Origin of the sequence: Psychrobacter sp. R86515 (genome assembly GCF_042466315.1) — a bacterium.
Taxonomy (GTDB): Bacteria; Pseudomonadota; Gammaproteobacteria; order Pseudomonadales; family Moraxellaceae; genus Psychrobacter.
On sequence record NZ_JAXHCC010000001.1, the window covers coordinates 2,842,853 to 2,859,245 of the forward strand.

Genomic DNA, 16,393 nt, shown 5'->3' on the forward strand with positions numbered 1-16,393 from the left:
TTAGTTTACCAAGTTTAGGTGTACGGTTTTTTCAGCATAGCTCATGTAGCTTAGCTCATACTTAGCATCATCTAAAGGTGTTTGCGGCGTCAAAATATAGCTACCATCGGCGTTTTCAGTGATCACTGCATCAACTACGTTACCATTTACCACTAACTGCAGTGTTTCACCATCACTAAGTACACCAGCAGCAACCTCAAGGCTTGGTGTATTGTCATTTGTGGTGCCATCATCTGCAATGAATTCTGAAGGTATTAGCACATCACCACTGCCGTCATTAGCTACATTGTCTGTAATAGTTGCCGCTGTAACTGGTGCATCAGGGGCCGTAGAGCTGATATCGATCACCAGTTTTGCGGTATCGCTGTTACCTGCTGCACCGTTAGAGATGGTGTACTCAAACACGTCTGTTTCACCTGACGAAGCATAATCACCATTGACCGTGTAAGTATAATCACCATTTTCATCAATCACTAGTACACCGTATTGTCCCTGTATGGTAAATACATTGACACCGTCGACAAGCTGAGACGTTGGCTCTGAAACTATATTATCACTGCTTATGTCCGTCAGCTTAGTGTTGACAGTAACCGTATCCTCACCTGACTCATTCGTTATCGATGCCTCAGGGTCAATCACATTGCCTGTGATAGCTGTACTTGAATCGAAATCATACTCAGTTAGGGTGGCTGTGACATCAGTGGTTTCAAGCAGCGTTAAAGTATTGCTAAGCAATGCTACTGCAACCGCATCCAATACTGGGTCAATCACACCACCAAGCAAAGTGTTCAATACGGTATTGTCTTGAAGCAACGTTACCAACTCATCGACACCCAGCTCATTCGTTACTAGCAATGCAGCTGACAGAATACCTTTGACAGTAGTGCCCAATTGCAAGATAGGGTAATCAGTATTGAGTGAGGTTTCCACTGCATTTAAGACAGCCTCTTGGTTATTTGGACCTAAAACAATGCCTGAGTCACCCAACTCTGCCAACTCCACATCTTGTACTAAAGTGGTTAATGCACTCTCACTTTTGCGCACTACCACAGTGTAATCTCCTGGCTCTAAACCAGATACGACTGCTGTTAACGTGTCATTGCCAGTCAATCCTAATAATTCTAGACCTATTACATCACCTACCAGTGGGTCACCACCAGTCGTACCGACATAAACACGGTCGCCATTACTATTGTAGACTTCGATGTTGACCGCATCCGCTACTGCGACTAGTGCTGTCTGACTAACTTCAATACTGACCGTACCATTAGCGCCTTCACTTACCGTAAAGTCAAGCGTACCATCTGTACCGCTATCGCTTTCGGCGACACCGAGTACGGTGACGCTATCGTTATTTACTGAAGGATAAGTGGTTACTTGTAACTTACCTAAATCGATATTATCTGAGTCATCTTGAGCGATAATGACGGTGGTATCAACCGTCACGTTAGTGACTGGCGAATCCTCACTCACGTTACCTGCCTCATCAATAAGGTTGTAGCTGAGTGTATAATCACCATCAGTCAATGCCGTGGTTGGCGTTAAGGTCACGCTGCCATCATCATTAGGCGTAGAGGTTGAAGGTACGACGCTGCCATCAACCACCAGTTGCGGGGTACCATTAGCCACTTGCTCGGGAGGTACAACAACGCCTGGGGTGCTGTCGTTAGTCAAGCCGCCATTAGTGATGGGTTCTGCTGGAGTAAGTTCATTACCACTGCCGTCATTGGCAACGTTGTCAGTGACCACAGGGGCGTCAGTTGGTGCCGTTGGTACATCCGTGTCCACACTGATGTCTTTGATCGCAGGGGCGCTGAGATTACCAGCGGCGTCTGTGGCAGTGGCGGTTAGGGTTTCATCCCCTTCGCCCATGGCCGCCACGTCATCGGCATCAACTGCCACACTCCAGTTGCCATCACCATCAACGGTCACAGGATTGCCAATCTGAGTACCTGCTTCATTGGTTAAGGTGATGATGTCACCTGCAGTACCAGTACCGGTCACATTAAACCCGGCACCTGCTTCAGCCGCATTGATAATGTCATCGCCTGTGACTGCATTGATGACGGGCGCTGTTGGTGCAATGGTGTCTACGACAATATCAACCGTGCTGCTGGCGCTTGGTAGATTACCAGCGGCGTCTGTGGCAGTGGCGGTTAGGGTTTCATCCCCTTCGCCCATGGCCGCCACGTCATCGGCATCAACCGCCACACTCCAGTTGCCATCACCATCAACGGTCACAGGATTGCCAATCTGAGTACCTGCTTCATTGGTTAAGGTGATGATGTCACCTGCAGTACCAGTACCGGTCACATTAAACCCAGCACCTGCTTCAATCGCATTGATAATGTCATCGCCTGTGACTGCATTGATGACGGGCGCTGTTGGTGCAATGGTGTCTACGACAATATCAACCGTGCTGCTGGCGCTTGGTAGATTACCAGCGGCGTCTGTGGCAGTGGCGGTTAGGGTTTCATCCCCTTCGCCCATGGCCGCCACGTCATCGGCATCAACCGCCACACTCCAGTTGCCATCACCATCAACGGTCACAGGATTGCCAATCTGAGTACCTGCTTCATTGGTTAAGGTGATGATGTCACCTGCAGTACCAGTACCGGTCACATTAAACCCGGCACCTGCTTCAATCGCATTGATAATGTCATCGCCTGTGACTGCATTGATGACGGGCGCTGTTGGTGCAATGGTGTCTACGACAATATCAACCGTGCTGCTGGCGCTTGGTAGATTACCAGCGGCGTCCGTGGCAGTGGCGGTTAGGGTTTCATCCCCTTCGCCCATGGCCGCCACGTCATCGGCATCAACTGCCACACTCCAGTTGCCATCACCATCAACGGTCACAGGATTGCCAATCTGAGTACCTGCTTCATTGGTTAAGGTGATGATGTCACCTGCAGTACCAGTACCGGTCACATTAAACCCGGCACCTGCTTCAATCGCATTGATAATGTCATCGCCTGTGACTGCATTGATGACGGGCGCTGTTGGTGCAATGGTGTCTACGACAATATCAACCGTGCTGCTGGCGCTTGGTAGATTACCAGCGGCGTCTGTGGCAGTGGCGGTTAGGGTTTCATCCCCTTCGCCCATGGCCGCCACGTCATCGGCATCAACCGCCACACTCCAGTTGCCATCACCATCAACGGTCACAGGATTGCCAATCTGAGTACCTGCTTCATTGGTTAAGGTGATGATGTCACCTGCAGTACCAGTACCGGTCACATTAAACCCAGCACCTGCTTCAATCGCATTGATAATGTCATCGCCTGTGACTGCATTGATGACGGGCGCTGTTGGTGCAATGGTGTCTACGACAATATCAACCGTGCTGCTGGCGCTTGGTAGATTACCAGCGGCGTCCGTGGCAGTGGCGGTTAGGGTTTCATCCCCTTCGCCCATGGCCGCCACGTCATCGGCATCAACCGCCACACTCCAGTTGCCATCACCATCAACGGTCACAGGATTGCCAATCTGAGTACCTGCTTCATTGGTTAAGGTGATGATGTCACCTGCAGTACCAGTACCGGTCACATTAAACCCGGCACCTGCTTCAATCGCATTGATAATGTCATCGCCTGTGACTGCATTGATGACGGGCGCTGTTGGTGCAATGGTGTCTACGACAATATCAACCGTGCTGCTGGCGCTTGGTAGATTACCAGCGGCGTCTGTGGCAGTGGCGGTTAGGGTTTCATCCCCTTCGCCCATGGCCGCCACGTCATCGGCATCAACCGCCACACTCCAGTTGCCATCACCATCAACGGTCACAGGATTGCCAATCTGAGTACCTGCTTCATTGGTTAAGGTGATGATGTCACCTGCAGTACCAGTACCGGTCACATTAAACCCGGCACCTGCTTCAATCGCATTGATAATGTCATCGCCTGTGACTGCATTGATGACGGGCGCTGTTGGTGCAATGGTGTCTACGACAATATCAACCGTGCTGCTGGCGCTTGGTAGATTACCAGCGGCGTCCGTGGCAGTGGCGGTTAGGGTTTCATCCCCTTCGCCCATGGCCGCCACGTCATCGGCATCAACTGCCACACTCCAGTTGCCATCACCATCAACGGTCACAGGATTGCCAATCTGAGTACCTGCTTCATTGGTTAAGGTGATGATGTCACCTGCAGTACCAGTACCGGTCACATTAAACCCGGCACCTGCTTCAATCGCATTGATAATGTCATCGCCTGTGACTGCATTGATGACGGGCGCATCAGCATCGGCATCAGCGTCTGCATCAGCATCAGCATCAGCATCGGCATCGGCATCGGCGTCAGCATCGGCGTCAGCATCGGCGTCAGCATCGGCGTCAGCATCGGCGTCAGCATCGGCATCAGCATCGGCATCAGCATCAGCATCGGCATCAGCATCGGCATCAGCATCGGCATCGGCGTCGGCGTCAGCATCGGCATCAGCATCGGCATCAGCATCGGCATCGGCATCGGCATCGGCGTCAGCATCGGCGTCAGCATCGGCATCGGCATCGGCGTCAGCATCGGCGTCAGCATCGGCGTCAGCATCGGCGTCAGCATCGGCATCGGCATCAGCATCGGCATCGGCGTCGGCGTCAGCATCGGCGTCAGCATCGGCGTCAGCATCGGCGTCAGCATCGGCATCGGCATCGGCATCGGCGTCAGCATCGGCATCAGCATCAGCATCGGCATCGGCGTCAGCATCGGCGTCAGCATCGGCGTCAGCATCGGCGTCAGCATCGGCGTCAGCATCGGCGTCAGCATCGGCATCAGCATCGGCATCGGCATCAGCATCGGCATCGGCGTCAGCATCGGCATCGGCATCGGCATCAGCATCGGCATCGGCATCGGCATCGGCATCGGCATCGGCATCAGCATCGGCATCGGCGTCGGCGTCAGCATCGGCATCGGCATCAGCATCAGCATCAGCATCAGCATCGGCGTCAGCATCGGCATCGGCATCGGCATCGGCATCAGCATCGGCATCGGCGTCGGCATCGGCGTCAGCATCGGCGTCAGCATCGGCGTCAGCATCGGCGTCAGCATCGGCGTCAGCATCGGCGTCAGCATCGGCATCAGCATCGGCGTCAGCATCGGCGTCAGCATCGGCGTCAGCATCGGCGTCAGCATCGGCGTCATCACCATTGCTAGAGAAAGCAGCAGATGCTAAACCTAGTCCTGCTAGACCCAATAACCATGGTGCAAGATTATTTTCTCCACTATTTGTGAAACTTTGCCACCAAGTATTCGTTTGTACGTTCTCGCTAACTAATTGATCCTGAACATCACTTCCTTGTAACTCATTTGCATAATCTACAATTTGACCAGTTTCAGTCGAATAATAGTGATAACTGCCGTCTTCAGCAATACCTACAATTGCACTATCAATAGTATCGTAAAATTCTTTAATAATTAGATCAGGATTTACGCTTTCTCCTTCAAATGAAACATGAAGATCTTTGTCTACTCTTTTAGTAGCGATGCTTTTTGGCGCGCGGCCTGCTGTTTCATCAAAAAACTCGTAGTTTGTTTTGTCGATAGCTTGAATGATTGTGGGTTGGTTACTCTGAGTAAATACTTTGTGCTCAGTAATTGTTTGAATTTTATCATTTACTTTAACTGTGATAGTGCTCATAGGATCATCCTTGATTAATTAATTCTAAATACATATCAATCTAGAATAATGTTTTCGTTTATTAGTATTGTTTACATAATCTTTTATTAAAAAAACTACAGTATCATTCGTATAAAAAGTCGCTCTAAAATATCAATATATTCAATAAAAAACATATTTACATAAAATATTAGTTAAACCTTAATATCAATGTATAAGAAATAACAACCTCACATAATGATGCATTCTATCAACAAAAATCTAATTCACAAACTGTTTAGAGAACTTTTGTTACTTATTATTAGACTTTGTAAATATTCATTTTTTGTTAGAAAATACTTGTATGCTTTTCATAGAAAGCTTCGGATATATTTTGTGCTATTATTTTTATAATAATACGCTAGGTTTATAGGTCAACACAGTTTCTTTGTTTAATTGTAAACAATATTCGATTTTGCAAATATAATTTGATTTTAAAAGGTATATTATCTTTAGATTAACCTGTATAAATACGTTTCAGTAGTTAACCTTATAGATAACAAGTAGGTTTGATAAGTGAATAGAACTATAATGAATATTTTTTATAAACTAAGATTCTTTAATAAATAGATAATATAAATAATATTCATTCTCATTTATTATAGAAATAAATAGAATTTTTTATGGTAAAAGATAAGACTAGCCAAAAGTGCTATTTAAAATCACTCTATTTAATCGCTTAGGCTAATTTTTTAGAAGACGCTATTTGGAAGGTTAGAATTTTTCGAAGATAGATAAGAAAAGATCATACTTGGTATCTTTTTTTATGAAGTTCACACAAAACGAATATTGCTTATAATGTATTATTTTTATGAAGTGATAATTTGGTACGTCATAATTAAGAACTAGAGGTACCAAATTATTTTTATATTTTGTCTATACAATTAATAAGTGCTATTTAAGTTTCTTCAATGTCTAAACCGATGACATAATTAAGATGGCCAGTTTTTAAGTATATGGTTGCACCCTCCGCCCCTACTTTTATTTGTACATTTGCATCTATCGGTAGGCGTATCCAACTATTCTGCTGATATATCTGTCCACCCTCTATTAGCTCACCTGCTACCACTAATATTTCTGCACCGCCATGAACTGTTTCAGTGAATAGCAACTCGCCTGCATCGATACGCTGCAGACTAACGTGCTCTACCCCATCGGAAAAAAGCGGGCAGACAGTACGGTTGCCTTGTTGCTGCCAATTAGCATCATTATAAGTGTCGATAGCCACGTGCTGCGTTTCGTCAGACGACATTTGCCGTAACTTGACGAAAATAACAGCACCTTCATCACTATAAGGCCGATGACCTGAAGTCGGTGGATTACGTAAATACCAACCTGCTGGATAATGAGTGTCATCTGCAGAAAAAGTGCCTGATAATACCAAAATCTCTTCGCCACCTGGATGTAAATGATGCGGAAAGTAAGAGTTTGGCGCGTAACGCACAAGACTGGTAGCACGAGCCTTCTCCGCGCCCACACGATCAAGCATGACACGCTCTACACCGTTTTGTGGTGATTTAATCCATTGATGTGCTTCAGGAGTCAGTGAAGCACGTTGTGAAAAATCTGCATTGATAAGCATAAAGTATTCCAAAGATATTAAATGATTAGGGCGTACCCACAATATAAAACTGAGGACACGCCCTAGACGATAAACATAAATATATGACGTTATTACCGCACTAGAATGACCGGCGATAACGTGCTAGCGATAATTTCTGTCGTTGTACTTCCGAGAAACAGTTGCTGCCATTTCGAATGTCCGTACGCACCCACCACCATAATGTCGACATTGTTCTCTACCTGAAATTTTAACAATCCGTCCACCGCATCAGAAGCGGATAAGTGATGTGCTTCAACGACAAACCCAGCATCTTCTAACTGTGCGGCGGCGGCGCTCATACTTTGCTTGGCGGCGTCGTTATGATTGCCTACCATCACGATATGGCCTTTTAGACCTTTTAATAGTGGACTTTTTGACACCATTCGTGCTGCTTTAATAGAGGTTTTACTACCATCAAAGGCAATCATATACGAGCTTGGCTCTTCAAATTTCTCTGAGCAAATCAATATAGGAATATCTGACCCACGAGCGACTGTCTCGATTTGACTACCAATATTAATCCGACTGTTCTTATGATCTTCTCCACGGCGTCCCATCACAATCGCACGATTTTCTTCTTTGAAATGCTCAATGCTAGGAAGCAGTTTGCCGTGGCGTTGATAAACGCGAACATTGACATCAGCGAAACTGCTTTGAATGTGGCTTTTGGCATCTTGTACCAACGCATTACTATAGCTGTTGACGACTTTTGCTCTTTGCTCATCCAACTGGGACAACTCTTCTAATAAAAACTGACGGCTGTTTATGCCTATAGCACCTGATAAATCTCGTCTGGTCGATGCTGGTATGTCACTGACATGCAATAATCCAACAGGTACGTTTAGTTTACTGGCATACCATGCTGCATAGTCACAAACCGATTCAGTCACTGCCGAGCCGTCAATACAGGCCAAAATGTGCTGTGATGTTGTCATAATCTGTCCTTAAATTAATTATTTAATCCTATACAGCTTGTTAGATCTAACCAAGCTATGCTCTTCGACTAGGGTATGTTTCATTTACCTTATAATAGTTATCTTTTAAAAATTATCTTATCAAGTAAATTTACCTCTTCATTTGATAATAACCAATTTACACGGCTTCATCCAGCGATGTGTGCGACCCTTTTGCAATAATTGCAAATTGTTACTGACAGCATTGTGCATGGCTCACCGCAGTCTGAAACTTAGCTATATATAAAGTCTTACCATCGTCTAACCACATGCGCTAGCAAAGTTTGCTACAATGTATTTTTTAGCATTTATGATTTCGGTAACGTTATTTAGGTGATTGGATTATGGCAAAAAATGCCCTACAGGCTCAATTATTAAAGGCTGGCTTGGTTGATAGCAAAAAGGCCAAGAAGATCAGCAAGCAAACGCAACATGCCAAGCGTACTGGTGACTCAGAAAGCGTCGAAGCAAAAAAAGCGTTGGCAGAGGCGCAAGCTCAAAAGCTAGAAAAGGATCAAAAGCTTAATCAAGAAAAACAGCGCGTATTGGAAGAGAAAGCATTAAAGGCCAATATCGTCCAAATGATTAAGCAGCATCAGATTACTGAGACAGAAGGTGAGGTCAGCTATCAGTTTGTCGATGAGTCCAAAGTAAAGAAAATCGCTATCACTCAGAAACTCTACGATCAAATCGTGGCCGGTCACGTAGTCATCGCACGTTTGGAAGAGAGCTACGCACTATTGCCTCGTCCGTTGGCTGACCGTATCGATTCAAAAATGGAAGGCTTTATGGTTGTGTCCAACGACACTGCTGAAGAAGCATTGGCAGAAGATGATCCGTATGCCGCTTATGTGATTCCAGATGACTTGATGTGGTAAGGCATTATTTTACTGCTGTTGGCTTTACTATAGTGTTGTAAGCATCTCCTCAAAAGCCCTTTATAGAATTTACGTTCTATAAAGGGCTTTTTGCGTTTATACGGGTTAGGCAAATCTTTATAGCGCAAGATAAACGTTAAATGTGTCGATAGACTCAATCAAACGTACACAAATCGAGCTTCTTTAACCTAACATTGCTGGTTTGGTTAAAGAAAGTAACCCAACCCTATAATTGCTAGAATATGGATATATTCAACTTGAACAGTTATTCAATAACCACTACAATGCGTTTTTAGTACATTTTGTGGTAATACTTTGTTTATTTTTGAGTAATCACTCAACATTGTTCATATTTTACCTGTGTTTGTTACCTGATAGTTCGGTGCCATCGTGCCCGTTTTATTTGCTTAATTTGTTCCAATTCACTTTTACTTTTTCTCAAAAAGAGATAATCCATGCCAAAACATTTGCCACTCTCACTATTGTTTCTTCGCCTTGGTGTTTTCATCGTATTTTTCTTCTGGACACTCGACAAATTTGTAAATCCTGAGCATGCCGCCAATGTGTTTGCTAAATTCTACGCTTTAGAAAACTTAGGCATCACCATTGTTTATTTGATTGGTAGCTTACAAATTATTCTTATCTTCTCGTTCGTCATGGGTTTATTCAAAAAATGGACCTACGGCATCATTTTATTACTACATGCCGCTTCTACATTTGCCTCCTTTGGTCTTTATCTAACGCCTTTTGATAACTTGCTGTTCTTTGCTGCATGGCCGATGCTGGCAGCCTGTTTGGCTCTCTTCCTAATGAGAGACTATGACACCCTAACATTGGGTAAAAATACGTCTCCAGTATAAATGTCAGCGGCAGTGCTTATTGCTTAAGTAGTATAAATATCAGACAGCAAGACATAATTTATATACTATTAAGACTGCCGACTTAATTTTTTTATCGTAGTTAGGCGATTTAGATGATTCGATTTGATCGCCACATTACTTAAGTTTAGTTATTCAGATGATGAGTATTCTACAGTTTGAGTAATAACTACGATTTTAGCCTTTGCTCCCTTATTTGGCCGGATTTTCCATGATTAAAAGAATATTTTTAATACTATTAATATTGATATTAGCGGCAAGCTTTTTTTATTTTGACCTAAATCAATTATTGACGCTTGATGGCTTAAAAGGGTCGATGGCGCAATTTAATGAATACAAAGCGCAGTCACCGCTGTTGATTATCGGTGGGTTTTTCTTACTATATGTTGTCGTTACTGCCCTCTCCTTACCAGGCGCTGCGATTTTGACGCTAGCCGCGGGTGCGCTATTTGGTTTGGTTCAGGGCTTACTCGTTGCCTCATTTGCATCGAGTATTGGTGCGACCATTGCCTTCTTGGCATCGCGGTATTTACTGCGTGATACCATCAAACAGCGCTTTCCTGAGCGGTTGGCAGCTATTGATGCAGGTGTCGAAAAAGAAGGTGGATTTTATTTATTTACCTTACGTCTGGTACCCATATTTCCATTCTTTTTGATTAACCTATTGATGGGTGTAACGTCTATTAAAACATGGACTTACTACTGGGTCAGTCAAATCGGCATGCTGGCTGGAACGTTTGTCTTCGTCAATGCAGGGACACAGCTGGCACAGATAGACAGCTTATCGGGTATTTTATCTTTCAACTTAATTGTCTCGTTTGCGTTATTAGGTTTCTTCCCATTAATAGCAAAAGGAGTGTTGAACATGTTTAAAAAACGCCGTGTTTATAAAGGCCATACCAAACCTAAAAAGTTCGATCGCAATATGATTGTGATTGGCGCAGGCGCTGGTGGATTGGTCACAAGCTACATTGCCGCAGCAGTAAAGGCAAAAGTCACACTGATTGAAGCAGGTGAGATGGGCGGCGATTGTCTTAATTATGGCTGTGTACCTAGTAAAGCCATCATTAAGAGCGCAAAAATCGCTGACCAAATTCGTCATGGGGAAAACTACGGTCTAGAGAACACCGTACCGCAGTTTTCGTTCAAAAAAGTGATGGCACGCGTACACAAAGTAATTGCAGATATCGCACCGCATGACAGCGTCGAGCGTTATACCAATCTGGGCGTCGATGTGGTCAAAGGCTATGCTAAATTGATTGACCCATGGACAGTAGAAATTCAACTAAATGACGGCGGTATGCAAACCCTAACAGCACGTACTATCGTTATCGCCACTGGCGCTCGCCCATTTGTACCACCTCTGCCAGGTATAGAAGAAACAGGTTACGTAACCAGCGACACGCTATGGACTAAGTTTGCTGAACTAGAAGAAGCTCCGAAAAAGCTAGTAGTACTGGGCGGTGGTCCAATCGGTAGCGAGCTTGCTCAAAGCTTTGCTCGATTGGGTTCTAATGTGACGCAAATTGAGATGAGCGATCGCATTATGGGCAAAGAAGACCTTGAAGTGTCTACCTTTGCTCACCAGTCGCTCACTGAAAGCGGTGTCAATATTTTGACCTCACATCAAGCGATGCGCTGCGAGATGCGTGATGGTAAAAAATACATTATCGTCAAACACAATGAAACAGAAATCGATATCGAGTATGATGAGCTACTTTGTGCCGTTGGTCGTAGCGCACGCCTTGAAGGTTATGGTTTAGAGGCATTAGGTATCGAAACCAATCGTACTATCGTAACCAACGAATATCTCGAGACGTTATATCCTAATATTTTTGCTGCAGGTGATATCGTTGGCCCATACCAGTTTACTCATGTCGCTGCCCATCAGGGTTGGTACGCCGCAGTCAATGGCTTATTTGGCAATTTGAAAAAGTTTAAAGTAGATTATCGTGTGATTCCTTGGGTTACGTTTATCGACCCAGAAGTTGCTCGTGTCGGTATCAACGAGCAAGAAGCCATCGATAAAGGCATCGATTACGAGATTACTCGTTTTGAGTTTGAAGAGCTGGATCGCGCCATTACGGATAGCGCGGCTAAAGGTTTTATCAAAGTCATTACGCCAAAAGGTAAAGACAAAATATTGGGCGTTACGGTGGTGTCTGAACATGCAGGCGACCTAATCGCTGAGTTTGTACTGGCCATGAAACATGGTCTGGGTCTCAATAAAATATTGGGCACCATTCATAGCTACCCTACTTGGGCAGAAGGCAACAAATATGCCGCTGGTGAGTGGAAACGTGCTCATGCGCCTGAGACCGTATTGAGTTGGCTAGAGAAATACCATACTTGGCGTCGCGGTTAGTTAATGGCGGTTAGTTAATTAAGGGCAGTTTGCTGATCAACGTCATTAAATGATGCAATTAGCAGCAAAGTTCTAAAAGACTCCAATAAAGCTGGTTTAAATTTCGTAGTATCTGTTTGGTTTGACATGGCAGACTATGAAATCTTTACCAGCTTTACTAACATTTAAATCATAACGGAAACTTGAATGCGCGTTATTACCACTTTACCGATGCTCAAACGTCTTACGCGATATAGCACCTACGCTATGGTGATGAGCATTTGTATTGGTATATCAGCAAGCACAGCATCGCCAACTACTGCTAATATTAACCAAGACTTATCACCTTGGCAGCAGATAGAAGCCCAAGGCAGCAATCAAGACGTTTACTTTTATGCATGGGGCGGTGATCCGCAAATTAACGCCTATCTACAATGGGTCGCCGATCAAGTCGATGATAAATATAATATCAACTTAGTCCATGTTAAATTGAGCGACACCAGTGAAGCAGTCAGTCGTGTACTCGCAGAAAAATCCGCTCACAATGACGATCAAGGCAGTGTTGATTTGGTCTGGATTAATGGTGCTAACTTTGCCACCATGAGTGAGAACTCATTATTACTTAAACAATGGGCAAACAAGCTGCCCAATTTTGCGTTGACTGATCCGGAAAATAATCTAACCGTAAATTTCGACTTTGGTGTGCCGACCAACGGCATGGAAGCACCATGGGGACAAGCCTCTCTGACGTTCTATTACGACAGCTTATCGACCAGTAAACCGCCAACAACGCTAACTGAGCTAACTACTTGGACAGCACAAAACCCTGGCCGCTTTAGCTATCCCAAACCGCCTGATTTTTTGGGTATGAGTTTCTTAAAATACGTTTTAGTCATGCTACATGAGCAACAAGATGCTCAAACGGGTAAAGACATTAGCGCGCAGCTCAACTTGTCCGCCACTGAAGAAAACACCGCGCTCGTATTAGATCCGCTATGGGCGTTTTTGGATAACTTTCATCCAACCTTATGGCGTAATGGCGAGCAGTTCGTGCAGACAGGTGCGCAGATGCGGCGCTTGGTCGATGATACTGAGCTGAGTCTGGCCTTTACCTTTTCAGCACCAGAAGTTCCTGCAGCCGTACAGCGTTATGACTTACCCCAGAGCATTCGCAGCTATGCGATGAGTGACGGCAGCTTAAGCAATACTCATTTTGTCGCTATCCCTTATAATGCTAGCCACTCTCAAGCGGCGCAATTAGTAGCCAACTTCTTAATGAGTCCAGAAGCCCAAGCAAAAAAACAAACCCCTTCGGTATGGGGTGACAAAAGCGTACTGGTTCAATCTACGCTTAGCCCTGCACAACAAGCATTATTCAAAACCAAGCAGCCCCATCCAAGCGCCCTAGCCTTTGACAGTGTCAAACGCACGGTAAGCGAGCCGCATCCAAGTTGGGTAGAGGCCATCCAGCAAGGCTGGCAAGCACGTTATGGGGTGAGTCCATGAGCCAAGGTTTTGATAAAATAACGAAAAAAGGTGATAGCCCTAGACCTATTATGCTTGAGAAAAAAGATCTGTTTACGCGTATCGTGTCTTTTAGTCCCAAACTCTTAATTCTTATACTAATACTACCGGTACTCTGTGGCCTCATCTGTGTACTGTTGCCTGCCCTGAGCTGGCTTCCTGCCCTAGAAAAAACAACCTTGAATCTGCAAGGGTTTATAGACCTGTGGCAAACGCCTGGCATCACGCAGATGGCTGCATTAAGCCTGGCTACAGGACTTATCAGCACCCTACTTGCTTTTGTCATTGCCCTGATGATATTAGCCGCGTTCTTTAACAGTGTTTGGTTGCAGCGTATTGAGCATTTATTAAGCCCTATCTTGGTCATTCCTCATGCAGCTTCAGCCATTGCCGTTGGGTTTTTGATTGCGCCGTCTGGCATGTTTGCACGGCTCATCTCCCCGTGGCTAACTGGTTGGGAGATGGCACCCGATGGTATGTTTCCACATGATCCATACGGTATCAGTATCATCTTGGGTTTAACCTTAAAAGAACTGCCGTTTTTATTATTAATGGCACTGGGCGCGCTTGCTCAGCCTGAACTTGGCAAAAAACTACGTCAACAATATACTGTTGCGCTCAATTTAGGTTATTACCCAATTACTGCTTTTTTTAAGGCGGTCTTGCCCCTGTTATATCCTTTTCTGCGTTTACCGATTTTGGCCGTGTTGGCCTATGCCAGTGCGAGCGTTGAGATGCCGTTGATACTGGGCCCTAACACACCGCCAACACTTGCTGTCTCTATCATACAATGGTTCAACGATGTTGACCTGACATTGCGTATCAAAGCATCAGCAGGCGCATTATTACAACTCGTACTGACAGCAGGTTTAGTCGTCTTCTGGCTGGGCGGCGAAAAAACTATCAAGGCAATCTTTAATGTTTCATCAGTCAATGGCAAGCGTCATTATGCAGATGCTATCTGGCAAAAAGTTACCGCTATACTTACCGTAGGCGTGATTAGTTTTATGCTACTGTCGCTCTCTGGTCTTGTGTTATGGGCATTTGCAGGATTTTGGCGGTTTCCGGCGATGCTACCAGAGCAATTCGTACTATTACACTTTCAAAGTGCCTTTACTCAAATGAGCACACCATTGGTCAATACGCTTAGCATTGGGGCCGTCAGTACTGCCTTTGCTGTTTTTCTGACTTTGCTATGCTTGGAAGCTGAGCAACTGAGTGCTAAACCACTGTCACACTTCACCAGTTTTATTATTTACTTACCGCTCTTGGTGCCAAGTATCGCGTTTTTATTTGGCTTGGTATGGTTACAGCAGTTGGCCAATCATCAATCAGAATTTTTTAACGTGGCATTCGCCCATCTTTTATTCGTGCTACCGTACGTGTTTTTGTCATTGGCCAGTAGCTACCGACGCTTAGACTCACGTTTCGCTCATGTGGCCGCTAGCCTTGGCGCTGCACCCATCAAGGTGTTCTTTCAGATAAAACTGCCGCAGTTATTTGCCCCTATTTTGATTGCCATCGCTCTCGGTCTAGCGATTAGCTTTGGTCAATATTTACCAACTCTATTGGCGGGTGGCGGACGTATTGCTACTATCACGACAGAAGCAGTGACACTGGCGAATGGAGCCAGTAGACGTACCAGTGCTGTCTACGCAATTATGCAAATGGCGCTACCGCTCATAGGTTTTATATTGGCTTGGATGCTACCCAAATACTTTTTTAGAAGTGGCGCGCGGTAGCAGGTTGACCACGAATAAGAACAGTTTTGAGAAGCATCAGCTATCGAAAACAGCCGTTATGAAAAAAATAGCTGCTAAAAATACTAAATATTCAAATAATTAGTCATGAAAAACGCAAACAAAGGGTTCCTGATGCCATCATCTCTACAGATAAAAGACTTACAGCTGTTTCGTCAAAACGAGCAGTTATTGAGTATCAATGAGCACATCGCTGGTGGTGACATCCTAACCGTGATGGGGCGTTCTGGTAGTGGCAAGTCTAGCTTACTAAACTGGCTAACAGGCACTTTGGCGAGCGACTTTACCGCGACGGGTACTGTCTGGTTAAACGATGAAAACGTGACTCAACTGCCTGCGCATTTGCGCCGTATTGGTGTACTGTATCAAGACGCACTGCTGTTTTCGCATCTATCCGTTGCGGGTAATATTGCTTTTGCCATGCCAAAAGGAAACAAAAAACAGCGAGTTGAAAAAATAGCGCAATCTTTAGTGCAAGTGGGCTTAGAAGGGATGGGAGATCGTCATCCTGATAACCTATCAGGTGGTCAACAAGCGCGTGTCGCCCTACTACGAACGCTACTGAGTGAGCCCAAAGCGATACTACTTGATGAGCCCTTTAGCAAGCTCGATACCCAGCTAAGAATGGATACGCGGCAATTGGTGTTTGAGCAAATTCGTACTCATAAGCTGCCTGCTATTATGGTCACGCACGACCAAAGCGATGCCGAAGCAGCTAATGGTAAGGTTATTTATGTAGGACGATAATTTTAGATATCAGAGTCAAACACTCAGCCAAAATGACAAAGAAAGCAAAATATAAAA

General features: G+C 45.0%; 9 protein-coding genes. 6 read left to right on the top strand and 3 right to left on the bottom strand.

Features of this window, described 5'->3' with window-relative positions; genetic code table 11:
• From SJY28_RS11650 to SJY28_RS11660, 3 genes are all read right to left on the bottom strand, one after another.
• Positions 1-5,631, bottom strand: coding sequence for a beta strand repeat-containing protein (locus tag SJY28_RS11650; RefSeq protein ID WP_379544575.1), 5,631 nt, complete (start codon positions 5,629-5,631; stop codon positions 1-3).
• A 916-nt stretch (positions 5,632-6,547) separates the two neighbouring features.
• Positions 6,548-7,231 carry a cupin domain-containing protein gene (locus SJY28_RS11655; protein WP_379544576.1) on the bottom strand — a complete coding sequence of 228 codons (684 nt, stop codon included), beginning with the start codon at positions 7,229-7,231 and terminating at the stop codon, positions 6,548-6,550.
• Between the two features lie 92 nt (positions 7,232-7,323).
• Complete coding sequence (locus tag SJY28_RS11660; RefSeq protein WP_057760594.1) at positions 7,324-8,187, bottom strand: universal stress protein; 864 nt, start codon at positions 8,185-8,187, stop codon at positions 7,324-7,326.
• 362 nt (positions 8,188-8,549) lie between these two features.
• Here SJY28_RS11660 and SJY28_RS11665 point away from each other — a divergent pair, with 362 nt between their 5' ends.
• From SJY28_RS11665 to SJY28_RS11690, 6 genes are all read left to right on the top strand, one after another.
• The gene (locus SJY28_RS11665) at positions 8,550-9,083 is read left to right on the top strand and encodes a DUF2058 domain-containing protein (protein ID WP_102078489.1); all 534 of its coding nucleotides are present in this window, start codon (positions 8,550-8,552) and stop codon (positions 9,081-9,083) included.
• 455 nt (positions 9,084-9,538) lie between these two features.
• Positions 9,539-9,943 carry a hypothetical protein gene (locus tag SJY28_RS11670; RefSeq protein ID WP_102078490.1) on the top strand — a complete coding sequence of 135 codons (405 nt, stop codon included), beginning with the start codon at positions 9,539-9,541 and terminating at the stop codon, positions 9,941-9,943.
• 229 nt (positions 9,944-10,172) lie between these two features.
• Positions 10,173-12,326 carry an FAD-dependent oxidoreductase gene (locus SJY28_RS11675; RefSeq protein ID WP_379544577.1) on the top strand — a complete coding sequence of 718 codons (2,154 nt, stop codon included), beginning with the start codon at positions 10,173-10,175 and terminating at the stop codon, positions 12,324-12,326.
• A 186-nt stretch (positions 12,327-12,512) separates the two neighbouring features.
• Entirely contained in the window at positions 12,513-13,811 is a 1,299-nt protein-coding gene (locus SJY28_RS11680; protein WP_379544578.1) for an ABC transporter substrate-binding protein, read from the top strand.
• On the top strand, positions 13,808-15,571 hold the full coding sequence (locus tag SJY28_RS11685; protein ID WP_379544579.1) for an ABC transporter permease: 1,764 nt from the start codon (positions 13,808-13,810) through the stop codon (positions 15,569-15,571). Before SJY28_RS11680 ends, SJY28_RS11685 begins: the two co-directional genes overlap by 4 nt.
• A 105-nt stretch (positions 15,572-15,676) precedes the next feature.
• Positions 15,677-16,336: an ATP-binding cassette domain-containing protein gene (locus SJY28_RS11690; protein WP_379544580.1), complete on the top strand. Its 660-nt coding sequence runs from the start codon at positions 15,677-15,679 to the stop codon at positions 16,334-16,336.
• Positions 16,337-16,393: the final 57 nt, after the last annotated feature.